20 protein-coding genes are annotated in these 22025 nt (G+C 68.4%); 15 read left to right on the forward strand and 5 right to left on the reverse strand.

From position 1 onward, the window contains the following. The first annotated feature begins 9 nt into the window (after window positions 1-9). Window positions 10-1407, forward strand: a complete 1398-nt coding sequence (locus tag ACIO3S_RS03335; protein ID WP_400459398.1) for a GH1 family beta-glucosidase — start codon at window positions 10-12, stop codon at window positions 1405-1407. Here the strand turns inward: ACIO3S_RS03335 and ACIO3S_RS03340 are convergent. Further along, window positions 1395-3431, reverse strand: coding sequence for a discoidin domain-containing protein (locus ACIO3S_RS03340; protein WP_400459401.1), 2037 nt, complete (start codon window positions 3429-3431; stop codon window positions 1395-1397). The two genes, ACIO3S_RS03335 and ACIO3S_RS03340, sit on opposite strands and share 13 nt — an antisense overlap. A gap of 78 nt (window positions 3432-3509) precedes the next feature. Continuing rightward, a complete protein-coding gene (locus tag ACIO3S_RS03345) occupies window positions 3510-4106 on the reverse strand; it encodes a TetR family transcriptional regulator C-terminal domain-containing protein (protein WP_160025720.1) in 597 nt (198 codons plus the stop codon). A gap of 225 nt (window positions 4107-4331) precedes the next feature. Here ACIO3S_RS03345 and ACIO3S_RS03350 point away from each other — a divergent pair, with 225 nt between their 5' ends. From ACIO3S_RS03350 to ACIO3S_RS03410, 13 genes are all read left to right on the forward strand, one after another. Then, a complete protein-coding gene (locus tag ACIO3S_RS03350; RefSeq protein ID WP_400459405.1) occupies window positions 4332-6113 on the forward strand; it encodes a LamG-like jellyroll fold domain-containing protein in 1782 nt (593 codons plus the stop codon). 43 nt (window positions 6114-6156) lie between these two features. Next, entirely contained in the window at window positions 6157-7482 is a 1326-nt protein-coding gene (hemL, locus tag ACIO3S_RS03355; RefSeq protein WP_400459408.1) for a glutamate-1-semialdehyde 2,1-aminomutase, read from the forward strand. After that, the gene (locus ACIO3S_RS03360; RefSeq protein WP_400459411.1) at window positions 7479-8156 is read left to right on the forward strand and encodes a histidine phosphatase family protein; all 678 of its coding nucleotides are present in this window, start codon (window positions 7479-7481) and stop codon (window positions 8154-8156) included. The genes hemL and ACIO3S_RS03360 overlap by 4 nt, the downstream gene beginning before the upstream one ends. Before the next feature lie 34 nt (window positions 8157-8190). Further along, entirely contained in the window at window positions 8191-8754 is a 564-nt protein-coding gene (locus tag ACIO3S_RS03365) for a TlpA family protein disulfide reductase (protein ID WP_400459414.1), read from the forward strand. Then, window positions 8751-9509, forward strand: a complete 759-nt coding sequence (locus ACIO3S_RS03370; protein ID WP_400459417.1) for a cytochrome c biogenesis CcdA family protein — start codon at window positions 8751-8753, stop codon at window positions 9507-9509. The genes ACIO3S_RS03365 and ACIO3S_RS03370 overlap by 4 nt, the downstream gene beginning before the upstream one ends. Further along, window positions 9506-11092: a cytochrome c biogenesis protein ResB gene (locus ACIO3S_RS03375; RefSeq protein WP_400459420.1), complete on the forward strand. Its 1587-nt coding sequence runs from the start codon at window positions 9506-9508 to the stop codon at window positions 11090-11092. Before ACIO3S_RS03370 ends, ACIO3S_RS03375 begins: the two co-directional genes overlap by 4 nt. Continuing rightward, a complete protein-coding gene (ccsB, locus tag ACIO3S_RS03380; RefSeq protein ID WP_400459423.1) occupies window positions 11089-12090 on the forward strand; it encodes a c-type cytochrome biogenesis protein CcsB in 1002 nt (333 codons plus the stop codon). The genes ACIO3S_RS03375 and ccsB overlap by 4 nt, the downstream gene beginning before the upstream one ends. Then, a complete protein-coding gene (locus ACIO3S_RS03385; RefSeq protein WP_400459426.1) occupies window positions 12087-12395 on the forward strand; it encodes a DUF4229 domain-containing protein in 309 nt (102 codons plus the stop codon). Before ccsB ends, ACIO3S_RS03385 begins: the two co-directional genes overlap by 4 nt. Window positions 12396-12412: 17 nt before the next feature. Further along, complete coding sequence (locus ACIO3S_RS03390; RefSeq protein ID WP_400459429.1) at window positions 12413-13033, forward strand: hypothetical protein; 621 nt, start codon at window positions 12413-12415, stop codon at window positions 13031-13033. 259 nt (window positions 13034-13292) lie between these two features. Continuing rightward, window positions 13293-14360 carry a multiple monosaccharide ABC transporter substrate-binding protein gene (gene chvE, locus ACIO3S_RS03395; RefSeq protein ID WP_400459432.1) on the forward strand — a complete coding sequence of 356 codons (1068 nt, stop codon included), beginning with the start codon at window positions 13293-13295 and terminating at the stop codon, window positions 14358-14360. Window positions 14361-14440: 80 nt separating this feature from the next. Continuing rightward, window positions 14441-15973, forward strand: a complete 1533-nt coding sequence (gene mmsA / locus ACIO3S_RS03400; RefSeq protein ID WP_400459435.1) for a multiple monosaccharide ABC transporter ATP-binding protein — start codon at window positions 14441-14443, stop codon at window positions 15971-15973. Window positions 15974-15979: 6 nt separating this feature from the next. Further along, window positions 15980-17266 carry a multiple monosaccharide ABC transporter permease gene (gene mmsB, locus ACIO3S_RS03405; RefSeq protein WP_160025709.1) on the forward strand — a complete coding sequence of 429 codons (1287 nt, stop codon included), beginning with the start codon at window positions 15980-15982 and terminating at the stop codon, window positions 17264-17266. Window positions 17267-17461: 195 nt separating this feature from the next. Then, window positions 17462-18337: a 1,4-dihydroxy-2-naphthoate polyprenyltransferase gene (locus tag ACIO3S_RS03410; protein ID WP_400459439.1), complete on the forward strand. Its 876-nt coding sequence runs from the start codon at window positions 17462-17464 to the stop codon at window positions 18335-18337. 99 nt (window positions 18338-18436) lie between these two features. Here the strand turns inward: ACIO3S_RS03410 and ACIO3S_RS03415 are convergent, their stop codons facing one another. The 3 genes from ACIO3S_RS03415 to ACIO3S_RS03425 form a co-directional block, all read right to left on the reverse strand. Beyond that, complete coding sequence (locus ACIO3S_RS03415) at window positions 18437-19447, reverse strand: type IV toxin-antitoxin system AbiEi family antitoxin domain-containing protein (RefSeq protein ID WP_400459442.1); 1011 nt, start codon at window positions 19445-19447, stop codon at window positions 18437-18439. Window positions 19448-19665: 218 nt separating this feature from the next. Continuing rightward, the gene (locus ACIO3S_RS03420) at window positions 19666-20931 is read right to left on the reverse strand and encodes an MFS transporter (protein ID WP_400459445.1); all 1266 of its coding nucleotides are present in this window, start codon (window positions 20929-20931) and stop codon (window positions 19666-19668) included. Between the two features lie 161 nt (window positions 20932-21092). Then, window positions 21093-21266, reverse strand: a complete 174-nt coding sequence (locus ACIO3S_RS03425) for a hypothetical protein (protein ID WP_160025706.1) — start codon at window positions 21264-21266, stop codon at window positions 21093-21095. Window positions 21267-21734: 468 nt separating this feature from the next. Between ACIO3S_RS03425 and ACIO3S_RS03430 the strand changes: the two genes are divergently transcribed. After that, window positions 21735-21995: a hypothetical protein gene (locus ACIO3S_RS03430; protein ID WP_350713473.1), complete on the forward strand. Its 261-nt coding sequence runs from the start codon at window positions 21735-21737 to the stop codon at window positions 21993-21995. Window positions 21996-22025 lie beyond the last annotated feature (30 nt).

Genomic DNA, 22025 nt, shown 5'->3' on the forward strand with positions numbered 1-22025 from the left:
AGACAACTCGTGACCACCCACCCTGATCTGCCCAGCCTGCGGCTCCCCACCGACTTCGTGTACGGCGTCTCCACCGCGTCGTACCAGATCGAAGGTGCCGTCGAGGAGGGCGGCCGCGGGCCGTCGATCTGGGACAGATTCTGCGCAGAGCCGGGCCGGATCAAAAACGGCGACACCGGGGCGGTCGCGTGCGACCACTACCACCGGTACCCCGAGGACATCGCGCTCATGAAGGACCTCGGCGTGGACGCCTACCGGTTCTCGATCGCCTGGCCGCGGATCCAGCCGACCGGCTCCGGGCCGGCCAACGCCGAGGGGCTGGCCTTCTACGACCGGCTCGTCGACGGGCTGCTGGAGGCGGGCATCAAGCCGGCCGCGACGCTCTACCACTGGGACCTGCCGCAGGCTCTGCAGGACGCCGGCGGCTGGCTCAACCGCGACACCTCGCTCCGTCTCGCCGAGTACGCCGCGATCGTCGGCGAGCGGCTCGGTGACCGGGTCTCGATGTGGATGCCGCTGAACGAGCCGGTCGTGGTCACCATGTTCGGGCACGCGCTCGGCACCCACGCCCCCGGCCAGGCGCTCGGCTTCGACGCGCTGCCGGTGGCCCATCACCTGCTGCTCGGCCACGGCCTGTCCGTCTCCGCGCTGCGGGCGGCCGGAGCGAGCAACATCGGCATCGCGTCCAACCACCAGCCCGCCCGGCCGGCGTCGGACTCGGCCGAGGACCGGGAGGCGGCCGAGATGTTCGGCACGCTGACCAACTGGCTGTTCTCCGACCCGATCCTGCGCGGCGAGTACCCCGACGAGCTGATCACCTCGATGATGCCGGGACCTGTGGCGGAGGACCTGAAGGTGATCTCGGCGCCGCTCGACTGGTACGGCATCAACTACTACCAGCCGGTGCTGGTCGGCGCCCCCGGATCTGGTGGCGACCACGGCCCGGCCCTCGAGGGCGCGATCATGCCGGAGGGGCTTCCGTTCGAGCCGCGCCAGCTCGTCGGCGTACCCACCACCGACTTCGGGTGGGCGATCGTCCCCGACGGGCTCACCGAGATCCTGACCCGGTTCCACGAGCGGTACGCCGACGCGCTGCCGCCGGTCTACGTCACCGAGAGCGGATGCTCGTTCCACGACACCGTCGCCGCCGACGGAGGAGTGCACGACCAGCGCCGGATCGACTACCACGACGCGCACCTGCGGGCCGTTGCCGACGCGATCGCCGCGGGTGTGGACGTACGCGGCTACTTCGCCTGGTCGCTGCTCGACAACTTCGAGTGGGCGGAGGGGTACGCCGAGCGCTTCGGGCTCGTGCACGTCGACTACGACACGCTGCGGCGTACTCCCAAGGACTCGTTCCGCTGGTACCAGGAGCTGATCGCCGCCCGGGCGGGTCAGCGGTCGTAGACGCCGACCTCCCACAGGGAGTAGCCGTAGCGGGTGGCGCGGCTGACGCCGTGGATGCGTACGTAGCGAGCGGTGGTCGGCTCGAAGGTCGCCGTCTCGACCCCGCCCTTCCCGGTGTCGGTCGACCACACCGTGCGCCACGTCGTGCCGTCCGAGGAGACCTCGACCTTCCACGCCGCCGCGTGGGCGCTCTCCCAGTCGGCGACCACGCGGCCCACGGTCCGCTCGCTGCGCAGGTCGAGGCCGAGCCACTGGTCGTCGCTCCAGTCGCTGGCCCAGCGGGTGCCGGTGTCGCCGTCGATGGCGCGGCCCGGGGCGAAGCTGGTGAAGGCGCTCCACTCCGACGAGCTCGCCGTGGCGCGCGATCCTGCCGCGAGGTTGCCCGGCGGCGTGTAGCCGGATGCGGCACCCCAGGTGTCGAGGTAGGACTGGGCTCCGCCCATCAGGTCCTGGACGGCCTCCGTGCCGCCGAGGCGGCGGATCTGCTCGATCCAGTCCGGGACCAGGCCGACGTGGGCTCCGCCGTCGGTGTTCACGTCCCAGACCCGTTCGCCGGTGACCTGCCGGTCGATCATCGACCCGCCGTCGACACTGCGGAACGGATAGGCCACCGGGCTCGGTCCGTCGGCACCCAGGGGAGCGGGGTGGGAGCCGAGGCCGTTGAAGTCGGTGCCGATGCCGAGGCCCTTGTCGTACTCGGTGCGCAGCGCCTCGGTCCGCCCGGCGGCACCGATGAACTCCTCGGGCCCGAACATGTACTCACCGATGAAGCCGCCGAGCCCGTAGACGCGTTCGGCCCAGCCGAGGTCGGCCCAGCTGTGGCTGGAGATGACACCGGGGTAGTCGGCCGACTCGAGGATGTCGAGCGCGCGGCCGGTGGCCTTCACGCTCATGTGGTCGAGCTCGACGAGCATGCCGCGCTGCATCATCCCGCGCATCGCGTACTCGCCGAGTCGGGAGAGGCCGCGGGTGTTGCACTGCGCGTCGCCGTCGTACGTCGGCACCTCGGTGCCCGCGGGCAGCTTCTCCTCGATCTCGGGGACGGCTGCGTTGCCGATCGGGTTGTCGTGCTGCGGCCCGCGGCACTTCTCGGTCTGCCAGAAGGTGCCCGTCGAGAGGAACTGGCCGACGTTGATGATCGTCCCGGTCGTGCCCGAGTCGAAGCGCGCGCCGCAGAGCGCGTTGTCGAACTTGTGGCACAGGAACATGCTGCGTACGCCGAGGGCGTGCAGCTCGTCGAGGCCCTGGTCGATACCCGCCTTGCTGCACTGCGGGACGTCGAGCACCTGCTTGCAGCCGAACGGCTCGGAGGTCTCCACGCCGAGGATCACGGCGAGCTTGCCGTCCTCGATGACCTGCTTGGCCTGGGCGGGGTCGGTGACGATCCGGAACCAACCCTTGCCCTCGCCGCCGTACATCCTGTCGACGAAGTCCTGCAGGTCGTAGGTCTTCTCCGCCTGCAGCCGGATCGACTCCATCTCGTTGCAGCCGCGGTCACGGTTGGGGTTGATCGAGCAGATCACGCCGTTGCTGGTCAGGTCGGTGACCAGGACCCGCTGTCCGGCTCGCCACGACCGCTCCAGCCAGGCGTAGTAGTTCTGCTGGTGCGACATCGTGCGGTACGAGGGCCAGTCCTTGAAGGTCGGCCAGCCCAGCGGGTCGTGCTTGCCGTCCGGCTCCGCGCCGGTCAGGTTCTCCAGCAGCGCGCCGGAGCCGTCGGGGTAGTGCGCCGCGCAGTCCTCGAGCGCGTCGGCGACCCCGGCGTCGGAGAACGGCTTGCCGCAGACCAGCTCGCCCCCGAACGCCTCGTTGGTCATCAGGTGGTTGTGGACGTCGGCGAAGCCGCGTACGTCACCCGCGGCGTCGGTGCCGGTGAACGGCTTGCCGGTGACGTTGACCTGGGAATCGGGCGTCGGCCGGTCGGCAGGCTCCCACCACCGGTCCGGCGGCGACGACCAGCCCGGCGGGGCGAACGCCACGAAGCCGATGAGGACGAGACAGAGCAGCGAGCGGACGGCGTTCACAGTGCCTCCAGGGTGCGTGACGTACGCCGCATCCTAGAGTTGGACGCATGACCCGGTCAACGGTCCAGATGCCGGTGACTACGCCGATCTGGCCATGGACGCGACGTGCGCCGCGGCGAAGTCGAGCGCGGCCCCGGCGGCCTCGGCGTCGCCCTCGTTGAGGAACAGCAGGGTGAGGCCGTCGATGTTGGCGGTGAGGTATCTCGCGAGCATGGGGATCGGCTGGTCCCACGTCACCCCGGTGGACTCGGCGAGCACGGTGAGGACCTGGGTGTTGGCCTCGAGGTAGGTCTCGTACTGACGGCGAGCGACCGTGGCCAGGCCCGGCTGACGAAGGGCGTACTGCGTCAGCTCGTAGGTCACCTGGTGCTCGTCGGGGTTGGCGATGACGTGCTGCCAGTACGCCCTGAGCGCCGCCTGGAGCTTCTCCTCGAACGACTCCTCCCCGCGCATCTCCACCAGGGCCAGCTGGAGCGTGTGCCCGGTGATCGCCTCGATGACGTTCTCCAGGAGCTCCTGCTTGGAGCGGAAGCAGTAGTGGAAGGCCCCGAGCGGCATGTCGGCCTCCGCCACGATCGAGCGTGTCGTGGTCTTGGCGACGCCGTCACGGACCATCACCCGGATCGCGGCCTCGACCAGGCGTTCGCGGCGTACGTCGGCTGAGACGCGCGCCATCAGAGGTCTCTCGTCATCGGGAAGCGCATGTCGTGAGCGTACGCGACCAAGACGATTGACCAGGACGCCAGGCCCGGGATCGTCCGGATGGGTAACCGTGGTGTCACGGATCGGAAACAGCAGGACCAAAGCAAAGAACTTCGGCTTGGGCGTTGGTACGTTCCATGCGCTGCGCCGCCTCGGGACCGGTTCGCCCCTTTCGTTTCTCTGGAGTCAGGAGTTCCCATGCGTCGCGCGTCGTCGCTCTTCGTCGCTGCTCTCGGTGCGGCACTGGTCACCGCCTCGTTCGGTCCGGGAGCCGCGATGGCAGCGCCCCTCGACCCCGCTCCGCTGGCTCCGGTCGTGTCCAGCCTCGACTTCCCCGAATGCGACTCGGTGTGTCCCCACACCGGCAACCACGTAGGCGAGACGGGCAGCTTCCGGTTCGAAGCCGCCAAGGGCGACGTCGATGTGGATGCGTACCGATGGTCCGTCGTCGGCGCCGCCGAAGGTGAGCCGTCGGGGTGGAGCGAGCCCGTCGCGACCAGGGCCGGCCAGCCTCGTTCGATCTCGTTCACGCCGGCCGCGTCCGGACTTCGGACGGTGAGCGTCCAGGCCCACGACAAGGCAGACGTGTGGGGCTCCGTGGCGACCTATACCTTCTATGTGCCTCGCAACACTCCCCAGGTGGACTGGTCCTTCGACGACCCGAACGCCCCCGGCGCCAACACCGGCCGGGATCCCGCCGTCGCTGACCTCAGCCTCGGAGGCGCGGCGACGTCGCCGCTCGGTCGCAACGACATCGGCCTGCGGTTCGACGCTGGAGAGCCTGCGACTGCGACATCAGAGATCTCGACCGCCGCAGACTTCACCGTTGCGCTGTGGGCGCACGTCGATGCCGCCGAGTCGATGACCCTGGTCTCGGCGACCTCTCCGGAGGGCAACGCGCTCGAGATCGGGTACGACGCGATCAGCCGCAGCTGGGTCGCCGGACGGCGCTCGGCCACGAGCGCCGAGCTCGCATCGGCTGCGGGTGGCCAGGGCACCTGGACGCACCTCGCGGCCACGTATCGGGCCTCTCTCGACGAGCTCACGCTCTGGGTGAACGGGGTGGCGCGGTCCAGCGTGACGTACGCCTCGGAGGCCTGGGGCAGCGCCAGTTGGACGCTGGGCTGCGGTAGCGCGTCGACCACCGGGGCAGGTTGCGCGACGGCGATGGTGGACGAGGTCGGGATCTGGGACAACGCGGCCTCCGGTTCCGTGATCGCCGAGCGTGTGGCCCTCGAGACGAACACGGGGTACGCGACCAGCATGGCCGCCGAATGGAATCTCGGCGTGAGCGACGACACCGTCGAGTCGGGCGTGCTGACCGATCGCTCCTTCGACGCCCAGCTTCAGGTCGACGGCGCCGGCGACCAGTACCTTCCCGGTGGGGTCCTGGCACTGCCGGGCACGCCCGAGCAGCGCCTCACGCTGAGTCATCCAGTGACGGACTCGGCCGTTTCGTTCTCGGTCGCCTCCTCCGTACGCCTCACCGATCCGACGCGACCGGGAGTGATCGCCCAGCAAGCGGGCGAGAACGCGGCTGCCTGGACCCTCGGCTATCGCGTCAAGAGCGACGGTACGGGTGGGCAGTTCTACTTCCGTATGGCCGCGGGCGACAGCACCGACGCCGAGTTCGCCGAGGTGCGTGCGGACGTCTGGACGCCGGAGGAGGTCAATGTCGTGATCGGCGTCTACAACGCCGAACGTCGGCAGATCGAGATCTATCTCAACGGGTTCCCGCCGGCCCCGGGCGACGGCAGCACCGAGGGTGAGATGCCGGAAGCGTCGTTCAGCGCTCCGTGGACTGCTCGGGGCGGGTTCGAGGTCGGCAACGGCTCCACGACAGCTGATCTCGCCGGGCCGACTGCGCCGCTTGCCGGCGACCTCGTCGGGGTGTGGCAGTACGCCGGCGCGCTCGATGCCAACGACATCTTCAACGCCGATCCGGGGCTGCCCCCGGGGGCTGCGACTGCCGTCGGCTGAGGCCGAAATGGGGATTCGGAGGCGCCTCGGAGAGAATGACCGGGTGCCTCACGACATCTCACCCCGGTCCGCAGCGGCATCCGAAGCGCTCTTCGCCCGCGCGAAGGCCGTGACGCCGGGCGGCGTGAACTCGCCCGTACGCGCCTTCAACGCGGTGGGCGGGACGCCGCGCTTCATCCGGGAGGCGAAGGGGGCGTGGCTGACCGACGTCGACGGGAACGAGTACGTCGACCTGATCTGCTCCTGGGGCCCGATGCTCCTGGGTCACGCCCATCCGGAGGTCCAGGCCGCGGTCCTGGAGGCCGTCACTCGGGGCACCTCCTACGGGACCCCGACCACCCCCGAGGTCGAGCTGGCCGAGGCGATCGTCGAGCGGGCGCCGGTCGAGAAGGTGCGGTTCGTGAGCAGCGGCACCGAGGCGACGATGTCGGCCATCCGGCTGGCACGCGGGTTCACCGGGCGCGACGTGATCCTGAAGTTCGCCGGCAACTACCACGGCCATGTGGACTCGCTGCTCGCCAGCGCCGGCTCCGGGCTGGTCACCCACGCGATCCCCGGCACCCCGGGCGTCCCGGAGAGCAGCACCGAGCTCACCGTCGTGCTGCCGTACAACGACCGAGCCGCGGTCACCGCGGCGTTCGAGGAGTACGCCGGCCGGGTGGCCTGCCTGATCACCGAGGCCTCGCCCGGCAACATGGGCATCGTGCCGCCGGAGCCCGGGTTCAACCAGTTCCTGAGCGAGACCTGCACGAGGAACGGCGCCCTGTTCATCTCCGACGAGGTGATGACCGGGTTCCGGGCCAGCAAGCAGGGGCAGTGGGGTCTGGACGGCAAGCCCGAGGGCTGGACGCCCGACCTGGTCACCTTCGGCAAGGTGATGGGTGGCGGCTTCCCGGCGGCTGCCTTCGGCGGCCGCGCCGACGTGATGGGCTCGCTCAGCCCCGACGGGCCGGTCTACCAGGCCGGCACGCTCTCCGGGAACCCGGTCGCGACCACCGCCGGCCTGACCACGCTGCGGCTGGCGACGGACGAGGTCTACGACCACATCACCAGGGCCGCCGACGTCGTGAAGGCGGCGATCGAGGAGAGCTTCACCAAGGTCGGTCTCCCGCACGTCATCCAGTCCACCGGCACGATGTTCTCGGTCTTCTTCACGGACAAGCCGGTGCGCAACTTCGACGAGGCCAAGACCACCGACGAGGCGGCGTACAAGGCCTTCTTCCACGCCATGCTCGACCAGGGCGTCTACCTGCCGCCGAGCGCGTACGAGGCCTGGTTCCTCTCCTCCGCCCACGACGAGCGGGCGATCTCCCAGATCACGGAGGCGCTTCCGTACGCCGCCGAGGCTGCTGTAAAGGTGAAGGCATGACGTCCCAGGGAAATGGCATCGAGACCACGGTCCACCTGCTGCGCCACGGTGAGGTGCACAACCCGGAGGGGATCCTCTACGGGCGCCGGCCAGGGTTCAACCTCTCCGATCTGGGCCTGCGGATGGCCGAGCGGGTCGCCGACCGGATCGGCGGGCAGGACATCACCCACGTCATCTCCAGCCCGCTCGAGCGCGCTCAGCAGACCGCCGGGCCGCTGGCGAAGGCGCTCGGCGTCGACATCTCGCTCGACGAGCGGGTGCTCGAGTCGGAGAACCTCTTCGTCGGCAAGAGCTTCAAGGACGGCATGGGGCCGCTGAAGGATCCCAAGGTCTGGCCGAAGCTGCTCAACCCGCTCAAGCCGTCGTGGGGCGAGCCCTACCTGGAGATCGTGGCCAGGATGATGGCCGCGATCCACGACGCCCGGGACCAGGCGAAGGGGCACGAGGCGGTCATCGTCTCCCACCAGCTGCCGATCTGGACCACCCGGCTCCACATCGAGGGCCGCAGCTTCCTGCACGACCCGCGCCGCCGCCAGTGCGCGCTGTGCTCGCTGACCTCGCTGCACTTCGTCGACGACGAGTTCGTCGCGCTCTCCTACGGCGAGCCGGCCGGCGACATGCTGCCGGCGAAGGACAAGTACGCGCCGTTCTCGGCGGGCGACTCGGAAGATTAGAAGTCTCTCAGTTTTGTTAGGCAGGCTCAGGGGCATGCGTTGGCTGCTCGCTCTCCCACTGGTGGTGATGCTCGCTGCCTGCGGGCAGACCGGCACGAACGAAGCCGGCTACATCTCCGGTGACGGCCGCACCCAGGAGATCCCGGTCGCCGATCGCCGGGAGCCGGTCGAGCTCACCGGCGAGACCCTCGAGGGCAAGCCCTTCGACCTGGCCGACACCCGGGGCAAGGTCACGGTGCTCAACGTGTGGTGGACCGGCTGCGCGCCGTGCCGCAAGGAGATGCCGATGCTCCAGGCCGCCTACGAGGAGCTGGGCGACGAGGTCGCGTTCGTGGGGCTCAACACCCGCGACGCCTCGGCTGCGCAGGGGCTGGCCTTCGAGCGGCACTACGGCGTGGAGTACCCCTCGGTCTACTCGCCCGACGGAGCCGCCGTGCTCGCGCTGAAGGGCTCGCTGGCGCCGCGCGCCATCCCGGCCACCGCGATCCTCGACACCGAGGGGCGCGTAGCGGCGCTGATCCGCGGCGAGATCCCCTCGGCACGTACGCTCGACGAGCTGATCTCCGCGGCGGGGAAGTCAGGAGAGGGCTCCGCATGACGGACTGGTTCGCGAGCACCGCCGGGAGCGGGTCGCTGATGCTGGCCATCCCGGTCGCGCTGCTCGCCGGGTTCCTCTCGTTCGTCTCGCCGTGCACGCTGCCGATGCTCCCGGGCTACCTCTCCTACGCCACCGGCCTGTCGGGCGCCGACCTCGCCTCCGGAGACGTACGCCGCGGCCGCATGCTCGCGGGCGCCCTGCTCTTCGTCGCCGGGTTCTCGGTGGTCTTCGTCCTGATGGGCATCACCGTGGGCGGGATCGCCTACAAGCTGCTCGAGTTCCAGCAGACCGGCACCAAGGTCCTCGGCGTGCTCTCGATCATCATGGGGATCGCGTTCATGGGCTTCATCCCGCTGCTGCAGCGCGACCTGAAGTTCCACAAGGTGCCGGCGGTCGGCCTGGCCGCGGCGCCCCTGCTCGGCTTCCTCTTCGGGCTGGCCTGGACCCCGTGCACCGGACCGACGCTGGGCGTCATCGCCGGCCTCGCCTGGGACCAGGGCACTGCCGCCCGCGGTGGCCTGCTGCTCGCCGTCTACGCGCTCGGGCTCGGCATCCCGTTCATCCTCGTCGCGGTGATGTGGCGCAAGGCCACCGTCGCGCTCAGCTGGTTCCGCCGGCACACCCGCGCGATCACGATCATCGGCGGCGTACTGATGATCCTGATCGGTGTCGCCATGCTCACCGGATGGTGGGACAACGGTGTCCAGTGGCTGCAGGTTCAGCTCGTTCAGCGTTGGGAGGGCATCGCACTGTGAGCACCACCTCGGCTCCCGACCAGGAGAAGAAAGATTCCGTACGCCGCCCGGGCGAGCTGAACGCCCGCGAGCTGGCACGCTGGGGATGGCGTCAGCTGACCTCGATGCGTACCGCACTGATCCTGCTGCTGCTCCTCGCGCTCGCGGCGGTCCCGGGGTCGCTGATCCCGCAGGACGGGGTCGACTCGCTCAAGGCGGACCAGTGGCGCGAGGCGCACACGACGCTGACGCCGATCTACGAGAAGCTCGGGCTCTTCAACGTCTACTCGACCCCGTGGTTCGCGGCGATCTACCTGCTGCTGATGGTCTCGTTGGTCGGCTGCATCATCCCGCGGTGCCTCGTCTACGCGCGGGCGATGCGGGCCGAGCCGCCGGCGACGCCGTCCAAGCTGACCCGGCTGCCCGACTCCACGACGTACGTCACCGACGAGGAGCCCGCCGAGGTGCTCGCCGCGGCGCGGAAGCAGCTGCGCGGCTACCGCATCCGCAAGGACGAAGACGACGAGTCCGTCTCCGCCGAGAAGGGCTATCTGCGCGAGGCCGGCAACCTGATCTTCCACATGTCGCTGATCATCGTGCTGGTCGCGTTCGCGACCGGGAGCCTGTTTGGCTACAAGGGCGGCGTGATCGTGCTGGTGGGGGAGGAGTACGGCTTCGCCAACGAGCTGTCGCAGTACGACGACTTCAAGCCGGGCTCGCTCTTCGCTCCCGAGGACCTCGACGACTTCTCCTTCAAGATCGAGGACTTCAAGGCCGAGTGGCTGAGCACCGGCGCGGGCGCCGGGACCGCGCGCGGGTTCAACTCGAAGATCCGCTACACCGCGGGGTCGAGCGAGGAGAAGAGCTATGACCTCAGGGTCAACCACCCGCTGACCATCGGCGGCACCGACGTCTTCCTGCTCGCCCACGGCTACGCGCCGGTGATCACCGTGCGCGACGGCAACGGCGACGTGGCCTACTCCGGCCCCACGATCTTCCTCCCGCAGAGCCAGAACCTGCTCTCCTTCGGCGTCGTGAAGGCGCCGTACGCCTCACCCGAGGAGCTCGGCTTCCAGGGGCTGTTCTACCCGTTCGAGGGCACGGTCGACGGCGAGCCGGTCAACCTGATGGGCGACATCGGGGACGGGTCGCACGCGATGCTCTCGCTGCAGGGCTTCCGGGGCGACCTCAACCTCGACGCGGGGCCCCAGTCGGTCTACGCGCTCGACACCTCCAAGGCCAACATGATGTCGCCCGACGAGACCGGCAAGGCGTTCAACCTGCGCCTCGGGGAGACGGCCGAGCTCCCCGACGGACTGGGGTCGATCTCCTTCGACGACGTCCAGCAGTGGAACCGGGTGCAGATCTCGAAGTCGCCCGGCAAGGAGTGGGCGCTCCTCGGCGTCTCCCTCGCCCTCGTGGGGCTGCTCGGGTCCCTCTTCATCCGCCCGCGACGGGTGTGGGTTCGCGCCCGCCGAGTCGATGGGCGCACACTGGTCGAGATCGCCGCCCTCGACCGCTCCGGCGGTGGAGACACCGCAGCCGTCGTCACCGGCCTTGCGGAGACCTTACGAGGCGCGCGAACACAGGAGGAGAACCGATGACTGACCACACCTGGGGCGTACTCAGCAACCAGGCCATCACGGCCGCCGGCGTCGTCTACTTCCTGGCGCTGCTCTGCGCGCTGGTCGAGTGGTCGGCCTGGCAGTCGCGCGCCCGGGCCGCCGTCGCGGAGAAGGAGCTCGTCGGCGCCGGTGCCCCGGCCGACGAGACCGACGCCTCAGAGAACCCCGCCGCTGCCGTACGCGAGCAGCGCGCCGCGCTCTTCGGACGCCTCAGCCTGCTGCTGACCGCGATCGCGGTGGTGTGTCACCTGCTGGCGCTGGTCGGCCGTGGGATGGCCGCCGACCCCAACCGGGTGCCGTGGGGCAACATGTACGAGTTCACGATCTCCGGCTCGTTCGTGGTGGCCGCCGCGTACGTCGCTCTGTATCGGCGGCTCAAGCTGTCCTGGATGGCGCCGTGGGTGCTCGGCTTCACCGTCGTGGTGCTGATGCTGGCCGTGGTCGGGCTCTACGAGCCGGTCGCGCCGCTCACCGAGGCGCTCAACTCCTACTGGCTCGTCATCCACGTCATCGCGGCCATCATCGCCACCGGCGGGTTCACGCTGGGCGGCATCGCCTCGGCGGCGTACCTCCTCAAGGCGCGCTTCCCCGACGCAGCTCTGCTGGCGCGGGTGCCCGAACTCGACAACCTCGACCGGGTCTCCTACCGGATCCACGCCTTCGCGTTCCCGGTGTGGACCTTCGGGGTGCTGATCTCCGGTCCGATCTGGGCGCACGAGGCCTGGGGCTCCTACTGGAACTGGGACCCCAAGGAGGTCTGGGCGTTCATCACCTGGGTCGTCTACGCCGGCTACCTGCACGCCCGCGCGACCGCCGGGTGGAAGGGCAAGAAGGCCGCGATCGTCGCGCTGATCGGGCTGGCCACGCTGTGGTTCAACTTCATCGGCATCAACTACTTCTCCTCGACCTCGCAGCATTCGTACGCTGCGCCCGCAGCCCCGGCGGTCGTCGAGCTCACCGAGGGAGCCTCACGATGAAAGAGTTCTGGATCTACACCGGCTTGCGGCTGCTGTCGCTGGTCGCCACCTTCGGGATCGTCGCGGGCATCTGGTCGCTCGTCGCGGGCGAGGTCGACATCTTCTTCTCGGTGATCCTGGCGTTCGTGATCAGCGGCGTGCTCTCCTTCTTCGTGCTCGACCCGCAGCGGCGGGCCTTCGCCGAGAAGGTCGAGGCCCGGGCCGCGAAGGCGGTCGAGGCCGCTCGCGCCAAGGAGGACGCCGAGATCGACTCCGAGGCCGACACCACCTCGAACGGCGAAGGCGATAGCCACAAGGTGTCCTGAACTGGTAGATAACGGTCATGTCGATCGTTCACAAGGCCACGCTCACCCCGTCGAAGAAAGAGATCTTCGGTGCCTGGCTCGCCACCCGGACGTGGTGCGGGGGTGACCTGACCGGCACGATCGGCTCCTACCGGTTCGACGACCCGGCCGGACGGGTCGGGATCGAGTGTGTCCTCCTCGAGGTCGGCGAGTCCGTCGTTCACCTCCCGGTCTCCTACCGCGAGGCGCCCCTCGACGGCGCCGAGGACTTCCTGATGGCGACCACCGAACACTCGGCGCTGGGCACGCGCTACGTCTACGACGCTACCGCCGACGCGGTGGCGGTCCGGGCCCTGCTGACGGCCGCGCTCACCGGCGCCACCCAGGAGCCGATGGACGTCTACGACCGGGGACGCCTGGTGGATCGTCGCGAGAGCGTCGTCACCGCGACCGGCACCGGCTCGTGGTCGCGCAACGCGGTGCCGCACTTCGACGGGGTCACCATCCGCTCCCACGGTGCCGACACCCGCGTGGACGCGGGCAGCTTCGCGATCGTCGTGAAGCGGGTCGTCGACGGCTCCGACGCCGACGGCGCGGAGTCGATCCAGGTCACCTGGCCGGACGGCGCCGGGGCGCTGGTCGGCGTACGTCACCTGTGACGGGACGGGCTCCGGGCTTGTCTGTGAGTCCGCTGTGTAGCGCAGATGATCAACGGAGCCTCCCGTAAGTCACGAGTCGGAAACATCCTCGTCCCGCACTTGACGCATTCGGACATGAAGAGGCAGCCTGTCCCAATGTGAGCGTTCACATCTGTGATGTGGCTCACCTGGGAACCGGTCCGTGCACCGGTTTCCGGCACCCCCCGAGAGCGGCCGCGTCGGCCTACCGACATGGCCGTAGATGAAATGGAGCAGGTAAGTGCGCAAGGTACTCACCACGATCACCGCGGCAGCGCTTGCGCTCGGTCTGGCGGCATGCGGCGGCGGCGACGGCGGCGAGGGCGGCGACAAGGGCACCGTCGGTGTAGCCATGCCGACCAAGTCCTCGGAACGCTGGATCGCAGACGGCAACAACATCAAGAAGCAGCTCGAGGCCGAGGGCTACGACGTCGACCTGCAGTACGCCGAGGACGACATCCCGACCCAGGTCTCCCAGGTCGAGAACATGGTCACCAAGGGCGTCGACGTCCTGGTGGTCGCGGCCATCGACGGCACCGCGCTCGGCGAGGTCCTCGAGACCGCTGAGTCGCAGGACATCCCGGTGATCAGCTACGACCGCCTCATCCGCGACACCGAGGCCGTCGACTACTACTCGACCTTCGACAACTTCCAGGTCGGCGTGCAGCAGGCCACCTCGCTCGTCGAGGGCCTGAAGGCCAAGGGCGAGGGCCCCTACAACGTCGAGCTCTTCGGTGGTTCGCCGGACGACAACAACGCCACCTTCTTCTGGGACGGCGCCATGTCGGTGCTCGAGCCGCTGATCAAGTCCGGCGAGATCGTCATCCCCTCCGGTCAGACGGACTTCAAGCAGGCCGCGATCCTGCGCTGGGACCCCGCCACCGCGCAGAAGCGCATGGAGGACATCCTCACCAAGACGTACGCCTCCAAGAAGGTTCAGGGCGTGCTCTCGCCCTACGATGGCCTCTCGCTCGGCATCATCGCCGCCCTCAAGGGCAACGGCTACACCACCGCCGACCTCCCGGTCGTGACCGGTCAGGACGCCGAGGTGCAGTCGGTGAAGTCGATCAACGCCGGTGAGCAGTACTCCACGATCTTCAAGGACACCCGCGAGCTCGCGAAGGTGACCGTCGACATGATCGTCGCCGTCGGCGCGGGCGAGGAGCCCGAGGTCAACGACACCGAGACCTACGACAACGGCAAGAAGGTCGTTCCGTCCTACCTCCTCGACCCGGTCGTGGTCACCAAGGACGACGTCACCAAGGTGCTCGTCGACTCCGAGTACTACACCGCCGACGAGATCAAGTAGCGCCCACGTACACGGCGTGGGCCCGGGTCCCTCCGGACCGGGCCCACGCCGTCACCTGGCCAGATAGCAGGAACCACCACATGACCTCACCGATCCTGGAGATGCGCGGCATCACCAAGGAGTTCCCCGGCGTCAAGGCGCTCGCCGACGTCAACCTCGTCGTCAACCGCGGTGAAATCCACGCGATCTGCGGTGAGAACGGCGCCGGCAAGAGCACCCTGATGAAGGTGCTCAGCGGGGTCTACCCCCACGGCACCTACAGCGGCGAAATCGTCTTCGAGGGCGAGACCGCGAAGTTCGCCAACATCCGGCAGAGCGAAGCCGCCGGCATCGTGATCATCCACCAGGAGCTCGCCCTCATCCCCGAGCTCTCCATCGCGGAGAACATCTTCCTCGGCAACGAGACCGCCAAGCGCGGCATCATCGACTGGGGCCGCGCCAACCGCGAGGCGATCGACCTGCTCGCGCGGGTCGGCCTGCGGGAGAACCCGCTGACGCCGGTGAAGAACCTCGGCATCGGCAAGCAGCAGCTGGTCGAGATCGCCAAGGCGCTCTCGAAGGAGGTCAAGCTGCTCATCCTCGACGAGCCGACCGCCGCCCTCAACGACGACGACTCCCAGCACCTCCTCGCGCTCCTGGAGGGGCTGAAGGAGAAGGGGATCACCTCGATCATGATCAGCCACAAGCTGAACGAGATCGAGCAGATCGCCGACGAGATCACCATCATCCGTGACGGCCAGAGCATCGAGACCCTGTCCGTCGCCAGCGGTGGCGTCGACGAGGACCGGATCATCCGCGGGATGGTCGGCCGTGACCTCGAGAACCGCTTCCCCGATCACACCCCGTCCATCGGGGACGTCCTCTTCGAGGTGCGCGACTGGACCGTCATGCATCCGCAGGACAGCCACCGTGAGGTCATCCGCCAGGCCAACCTGTCCGTGCGGGCCGGCGAGATCGTCGGCATCGCGGGGATGATGGGCGCGGGACGTACGGAGCTCGCGCGGTCGATCTTCGGACGCTCCTACGGATCCCGGACCTCCGGATCGCTGATCCTGGACGGCGCCGAGCTGCAGCTCAACACGGTCACCCAGGCGATCGATGCGGGCATCGCGTACGTCTCGGAGGACCGCAAGGGCCTCGGGCTCAACCTCATCGACGACATCAAGACCTCGGTCACCGCGGCGGCGCTGAAGAAGCTGCGCTCCGGGCTCGTCGTCGACGAGCACAAGGAGGTCGTGGTCGCCGAGGGCTACCGCAAGAACCTGAACATCAAGGCGCCCTCGATCACCGCCGGGGTCGGCAAGCTCTCCGGCGGCAACCAGCAGAAGGTGGTGCTGTCCAAGTGGATGTACACCGACCCGAAGCTGCTGATCCTCGACGAGCCGACCCGAGGCATCGACGTCGGCGCCAAGTACGAGATCTACGGGATCATCCAGGAGCTCGCCCGCAGCGGTCGCGGCGTACTGGTGATCTCCTCCGAGCTGCCCGAGCTGCTCGGACTGTGTGATCGCATCTACACGCTCGCCGAGGGCGTGATCACCCATGAGTTCGACCGCTCAGAGGCCACCCAGGAGTCCCTGATGCGCTACATGACCGCGGACGCGAGGAAGTAACCCCCGATGAATGCCCTGCTCAACACGCTGCGCGGGAACGTCCGCCAGTACGGGATGATCATCGCTCTGGCGGCGATCGTCATCCTCTTCCAGATCTCGACCGAGGGCGTGCTGCTCAAGCCGCTCAACGTCTCCAACCTGGTGGTCCAGAACGCCCAGATCCTGATCCTCGCCATCGGCATGGTGATCGTGATCGTGGCGCGACACATCGACCTCTCGGTAGGCTCCGTGGCCGCCTTCGTGGGCGCCGCCGCGGCGATCATGATGACCCAGTACGACTTCCCGTGGTGGGTCGCCGTCTTCCTGGGGCTCTTGATCGGCACTGCCATCGGTGCCTGGCACGGTTTCTGGGTGGCCTACGTCGGGATCCCGGCGTTCATCGTCACGCTGGCCTCGATGCTGCTCTTCCGCGGTCTGACGCTGGTCGTGCTCAAGGGCGCGACCGTCGGCGGTCTGCCCGAGCAGTTCAAGGCCATCGGCAACGGCTTCCTGCCCGAGATCGGGCCGGACACCGGGTTCCACAACCTGACGCTCCTCATCGCGGTGGCCGCCGTCGGTGTGCTGATCTTCCTCGAGGTGCGCCGCCGCAACGCCCAGATGGCGTACAACTTCGACGTCCTGCCCTTCCCGCTCTTCGTGGTGAAGCTGGCGCTGCTGACGATCGTGATCATGTACTTCGCCTACCTGCTCGCCGACGCGCGCGGGCTGCCGATCGTCGGGCTGATCCTGGCCGGGCTGATCGTGGTCTACACGTTCATCATGAACAAGACCGTCTTCGGCCGGCACGTCTACGCGATCGGCGGCAACGTCGACGCGGCCACGATGTCCGGCGTCAACACCAAGCGTGTCGACTTCCTGGTCATGATGAACATGGGGCTGCTGTCGGGTCTCGCGGGCCTGGTCACGACCGCCCGCCTGACCGCGGCCAACCCGAAGGCCGGCGTCAACTTCGAGCTCGACGCGATCGCCGCCGCCTTCATCGGTGGCGCGGCCGTCACCGGTGGTGTCGGCACCGTCGTCGGCGCGATCATCGGTGGTCTCGTCATGGGTGTCCTCAACAACGGCATGTCGCTGCTCGGTGTCTCCATCGACTGGCAGCAGGCCATCAAGGGCCTCGTGCTCCTGCTTGCCGTTGCCTTCGACGTGTGGAACAAGCGCCGCACGGCCGGCTCCGGTGGTGCCGGTGCCGAGGCCGCCGAGCCCAGCGCTCCGCCGCCCGACAAGCTGGCCGAGGAGATCGAGGCCATGGAGGCCGAGCTGAGCGTCGACTCCAACGACCCTCCGAAGACCTGATCCATCCCCCACACCCCCACCCCGCGACCCCTGCCTCCCCCCGGGCAGGGGTCGTTGGGTTTCAGGGGCGGGGTGGGGTCGTGTAACACGCTGTTCGTAGTACTACTCGCCCTATTGGAACGACCGGATAGTGCTACGAACGACGTGTTACATCCCCGCGGCACCCACTCCGAGCCGTCGGTGTTGAATAGCGGGGTGGCAAACACCGCTCAGTGGCTCCAGGGAGCCCGTCCTCGCACCCTCCCCGCGGCGCTCGCGCCGGTCATCGCTGGCACCGGGGTGGCTGCGTACGCCGGTGGGTTGGTCTGGTGGAAGGCGCTGCTCGCTCTCGTGGTGGCGATGTCGCTGCAGGTCGCGGTCAACTACGCCAACGACTACTCCGACGGCATCCGTGGGACCGACGACGAGCGCGTTGGCCCGCTGCGGCTGACCGGCTCCGGCCTCGCGGCGCCGGCCGCGGTCAAGCGCGCCGCGTTCATCGCGTTCGGGATCGCCGCGGTCGCCGGCCTGGTGCTGGCGGTGACGTCGGCATGGTGGCTGGTCGTCGTGGGCCTGGTCTGCATGATCGCGGCCTGGTACTACACCGGCGGCTCCCACCCCTACGGCTATGCCGGCCTCGGCGAGGTCATGGTCTTCGTCTTCTTCGGACTCGTCGCGGTCATCGGCACGACCTTCGTCCAGACGCAGACCTGGGAGTGGGGCGCGTTGTGGGCCGGTGTCGGGATCGGCGCGATCACCTCCGCCCTCCTCGTCGCCAACAACCTCCGCGACATCCCCGGCGACACCGAGTCGGGGAAGATCACCCTCGCCGTACGCCTCGGCGACGCGCGCACCCGCTGGCTCTACGTCGCCCTCGTGGCCGTCGCCGCAGTCTCGGTCGTGCTCGTGGCCCTGACGACGTCCTGGTGGGCGCTGCTCGGTCTCGGGTTCGTCGCCGTCGCCGCCCAGGGCGTACGCACGGTCCTCGACCGCGCCAACCTCGGCCCGCGCCTCATCCCCGTCCTCCAGCAGACCGGGCTGGCCACGCTGGTGTGGGGCCTGCTCGTCGGCGTACCTCTGCTGTTCGTCTGAGCACTGGGCGTGTGTAACACGCTGTTCGTAGCACTATCCGGTCGTTCTGATAGGGCGAATAGTGCTGCGAACGACGTGTTACACGAGTGGTGGCCGGCCTCACGCCGCCTTCGGGCGACGTACTCGGAATCGCTCCAGGTCGGAGATGTCGGTGCCGAAGGCTCGGCATGTGGTCAGGTACTCCCGGCGCAGGCGATCCTTCAGATAGGTGCGGTTGCGGCCGAAGAGATCGTCCCACTCCACTCGTGACATGCCGAGATGGAAGCCGTGGGCCCAGTCCTGTCTGGTCTTCTCCTCGGCCAGGATGTCGTCGACCGATCGGAGTGCCAGACCTCCAGCTGCGGCGGGTGTGTACTTGCTCCGGCCGTCGAACTCGAAGAGGTGACGGCCCACCCGGAGGTCGAACCTGGCGGTACGTACGCCGTCCGTGATCTCGAACTGGGTCTCGATCCCGGTCAGCCCGATCTCTTCGAGTACGTCGCGGGTGAGGGACTCGCCGACCGACTCGGCCCCCGCGTACGAGAGCTCGATGGCCTCCCGCGCCAGACGGCGGTTGGGCCAATGCCTCATGTGGTCGAGAATCTCCCAGAGCTCGTTGACGGACGCCCCCATCCGCCTGGCGGAGTCGACGGCCACAACCCCGTACGGCCGGCCGTGCTCCCGAGCGATGTCGATCGCCGTCCGGGCAGGACCCAGCACGTCGAACCCGTTCGCTCGGGTCACCTGATCGTCCGAGTAGGGCGCCAGGTGATGCTTCACGCCCCACTTGTTGTGGGTGCCGACCACAGGTTGGCGAGTGACGTGCGTCTGAGGCTTCATGGGTAGCAGGATGCCCATCTCGAGCTCGAGGGCCGCCGTTTCGTGGCTACGTACGAACGGAACCGTGATCGCCGCGCAGGCGGCCCGGTCGCGAAGGCGTCGCTTTTCTGTGGGCAGGGTGATGCTCTCGACGTACGTCCGTTCGGCATAGACCCCGCGGCGGACCACGGTCCACGTGTCGCTCTCGAGGTATCGATGGATCGCGTTCAGATCGAGGCCGGCGGTGAGCGCCTGGTCGCGGGTGATGAGGCCATGATTGGCCGCCATGATCGCCTGGATGCGTGGGTTCATAGGCCTTAGCCTGTGGTCTCGCGCCGACACCTGCCGACCTCTCAGAGCTGCGCTGTGGATAACTCCGGCACGGCCTGGGCCTGTGGATGGTTGGTGGCCCCGTGGCGGCTTCGGGCGCGGGTGTAACACGCTGTTCGTAGCACTATCCGGTCGTTCTGATAGGGCGAGTAGTACTACGAACGACGTGTTACACCGGGACTGCCCCGACCGCGAAGGCGCTACGCCGGCGCGGGGACGGGCTGGGTCTGTCGGGCGAGGTAGCGCTCGGCGGCGCGGGCGGAGGGGTGGACGCCGATCGCGGCGATGACGATGATCCCGGCGATGATGGCCCAGCCGAGGTGGCCGAGCTCCATGGCCAGGAAGGTGTACGCCGCGGGGGCCCAGACGGTGCCGAGGGTGTAGCCGACCTGAGCGGCACCCTGGTAGTCGCCACGGTGCTCCGGATCGGAGAGGTCGGCGATCAGACCCCACTCGCCGGCTGACTGGAAGAGCTCGGCGCCGGTGACGGTCACGTGGCCGATCCAGACGAGGGCGATCGTGATCAGGCCGACGGTGTCGTGGGTGACCGCGATGATCGCGCAGGAGGCCAGGAAGCAGAGTGCGCCGCGGCGCTGGGCCTTGAGGGACGTCGTCACGTCGGTGACGCCACGGGCGGCGATGACCTGCAGCCCGACGGCCATGACGGTGTTGGTGCCGAACAGCCACGCCAGCAGCACCCGTGGGGCGTCGGTCTCCTGGACCAGCCACAGCGGGATGACGACGTTGAGCAGGACCTGATGGGTGCCGAGCACGCCGTCGAAGAAGGTCGTCGCGAGGAACGCGCGGTTGCGCAGGGCGCCGAGGCGGTCGCGTACGTCCGGCTTCAGGTCGCCGGGCGAGGCAGCGGTGGCGAGGCGGGGGAGGCGCGAGATCCAGTAGGCGTTGACCAGCAGCACCACGGCGGTCAGCACTGGGATGGCCTTGATCAGGGTGTTCGAGTCGGCGGCCAGGGCGAGACCGCTGGCCAGCGCGCCGAGCGTGTAGCCGACGTTGCGGGCAGCACGCATGTAGGCGAACGAGCGCACCCGGGTCGCTGCGGGGAAGACCGAGATCCGGTAGGCGTCACGACCCGACTTCTGCCAGGAGGACGCGAGCGCGAGGAGCACCTCGACGGCGACGTACGCGGCGAAGTTGCCGACCAGCACCCAGGCGCCGAACAGCAGCGCCTGGAGGACGGCACCGGCGATCCAGCTGAACCGGGTGCCGAGACGATCCGCGAGTCGGCCCAGGGGGACGGCGAACAAGAAGGTTGCAGCGCCCGCGATCGTGAGACCGAGGCCGACCTGTGCGGCGGAGAGGCCGACGATCTGGGTGAAGAAGACCGCCGAACCGGTGAGAAAGGTGCCTTCGGCGAAGGCCGAGAGCACCGACTGGTACGACATCGCCCGGATGAGCGGGTCGTCTGAGAGGACCTTGTCCCTCAACCGGATGAAGTGAGGGGACAAGACGACTCCAAACTATCTTGACATCGAGACAAGCGCAGTCTTGTCATCGCCTGGTTCGACGTCAAACAGTTTTCTGTGCTGAACGGTCCCCAAACCGGGCAGCGAGGAAAAAGGAGTCCATCGCGCCGACGCCCGTGCGTCGGCGTAGGTTGCGGCCGAGGTCAGCGGGTGGAGCCCTCGATCGTGCCGATCACGCCGCCGAAGACGTCGGTGGTGACGCCCCAGATGCCGCCGGCGATTGCGGAGATCGTGCTGGTCAGCCCTTGCGGATCGGTGAACAGCCAGAACCCGACGAACAGGGCGCCGATGACGATGAAGATCTTCTTCTTGTCCATGTGAGCTCGTCCTCCCGAGAAATCCGATTGAATGTGGAGTGAATTCGCGAATCCGGACGCAAGCGCGCGAAACTCGCGAGGTTGCTCCGGGATATAGATTCCCCGAAGTTAGCCTCCCCTCGCAAGAATACGGCGAAGGAGACCGCTGAGCGGGACAGTGTCGTGCGCAGCGGTCCGGTGGGCGGCATGACGTCCGGGTGACGCGGTCCATCGAGTGCTGGTACGCGCGCGGTGTGCACGTGTCGTCAGGTGGAACGAGGTGCGCTACGGCGGTCTGGCGACTACGCTCGTCTCACATGGCGGTGGCGTTTGTCCAGAATGCCGATGCCCGGGAGTTTGCGTCAGCCCGCGGGAGGGGCAAGGCGCCCCCACCCACCGGTGCCGCATGGGGCTGCGCCGGCCGGGACAACCGAATACTTCCGGACGGATCCGGCAACCACACCTCACCTCGGGAAAGGGAGCAGAACAATGGCACCGCACCAGTTGATTCAGACACAAGCCGCCGAGTATGGCACCGGCGGCCTGGCAGAGTGGATCACCGACAACATCATCACGCTGGTCGTCCTGATCTTGGGCGTCACGGTCCTGTGGGCTGCCCGCAGCGGCAACATCTCGAAGGCCGTCACGATCGTCGGTGGCCTGATCATCGGTCTCGGCGTCCTCGGCCTGGCCGTGGGCAACAACGCCACGGACCTCGGTCAGTGGATGGCTGGTCTCTTCAAGGGGTGAACCCGGTCCCGTTAGCTAACCCAGGGAGGG

It is taken from the genome of Nocardioides sp. NPDC087217, from assembly GCF_044744805.1.
Classification (GTDB): domain Bacteria; phylum Actinomycetota; class Actinomycetes; order Propionibacteriales; family Nocardioidaceae; genus Nocardioides.

What these genes read in the sequence shown, in the direction of transcription:
- ACIO3S_RS03345 (WP_160025720.1), bottom strand. Translation starts at nt 4,106, where the DNA reads ATGGCGCGCGTCTCAGCCGACGTACGCCGCGAACGCCTGGTCGAGGCC.
- ACIO3S_RS03350 (WP_400459405.1), top strand. Translation starts at nt 4,332, where the DNA reads ATGCGTCGCGCGTCGTCGCTCTTCGTCGCTGCTCTCGGTGCGGCACTG.
- ACIO3S_RS03360 (WP_400459411.1), top strand. Translation starts at nt 7,479, where the DNA reads ATGACGTCCCAGGGAAATGGCATCGAGACCACGGTCCACCTGCTGCGC.
- ACIO3S_RS03365 (WP_400459414.1), top strand. Translation starts at nt 8,191, where the DNA reads ATGCGTTGGCTGCTCGCTCTCCCACTGGTGGTGATGCTCGCTGCCTGC.
- ACIO3S_RS03370 (WP_400459417.1), top strand. Translation starts at nt 8,751, where the DNA reads ATGACGGACTGGTTCGCGAGCACCGCCGGGAGCGGGTCGCTGATGCTG.
- ccsB (WP_400459423.1), top strand. Translation starts at nt 11,089, where the DNA reads ATGACTGACCACACCTGGGGCGTACTCAGCAACCAGGCCATCACGGCC.
- ACIO3S_RS03385 (WP_400459426.1), top strand. Translation starts at nt 12,087, where the DNA reads ATGAAAGAGTTCTGGATCTACACCGGCTTGCGGCTGCTGTCGCTGGTC.
- ACIO3S_RS03390 (WP_400459429.1), top strand. Translation starts at nt 12,413, where the DNA reads ATGTCGATCGTTCACAAGGCCACGCTCACCCCGTCGAAGAAAGAGATC.
- mmsA (WP_400459435.1), top strand. Translation starts at nt 14,441, where the DNA reads ATGACCTCACCGATCCTGGAGATGCGCGGCATCACCAAGGAGTTCCCC.
- mmsB (WP_160025709.1), top strand. Translation starts at nt 15,980, where the DNA reads ATGAATGCCCTGCTCAACACGCTGCGCGGGAACGTCCGCCAGTACGGG.
- ACIO3S_RS03415 (WP_400459442.1), bottom strand. Translation starts at nt 19,447, where the DNA reads ATGAACCCACGCATCCAGGCGATCATGGCGGCCAATCATGGCCTCATC.
- ACIO3S_RS03425 (WP_160025706.1), bottom strand. Translation starts at nt 21,266, where the DNA reads ATGGACAAGAAGAAGATCTTCATCGTCATCGGCGCCCTGTTCGTCGGG.
- ACIO3S_RS03430 (WP_350713473.1), top strand. Translation starts at nt 21,735, where the DNA reads ATGGCACCGCACCAGTTGATTCAGACACAAGCCGCCGAGTATGGCACC.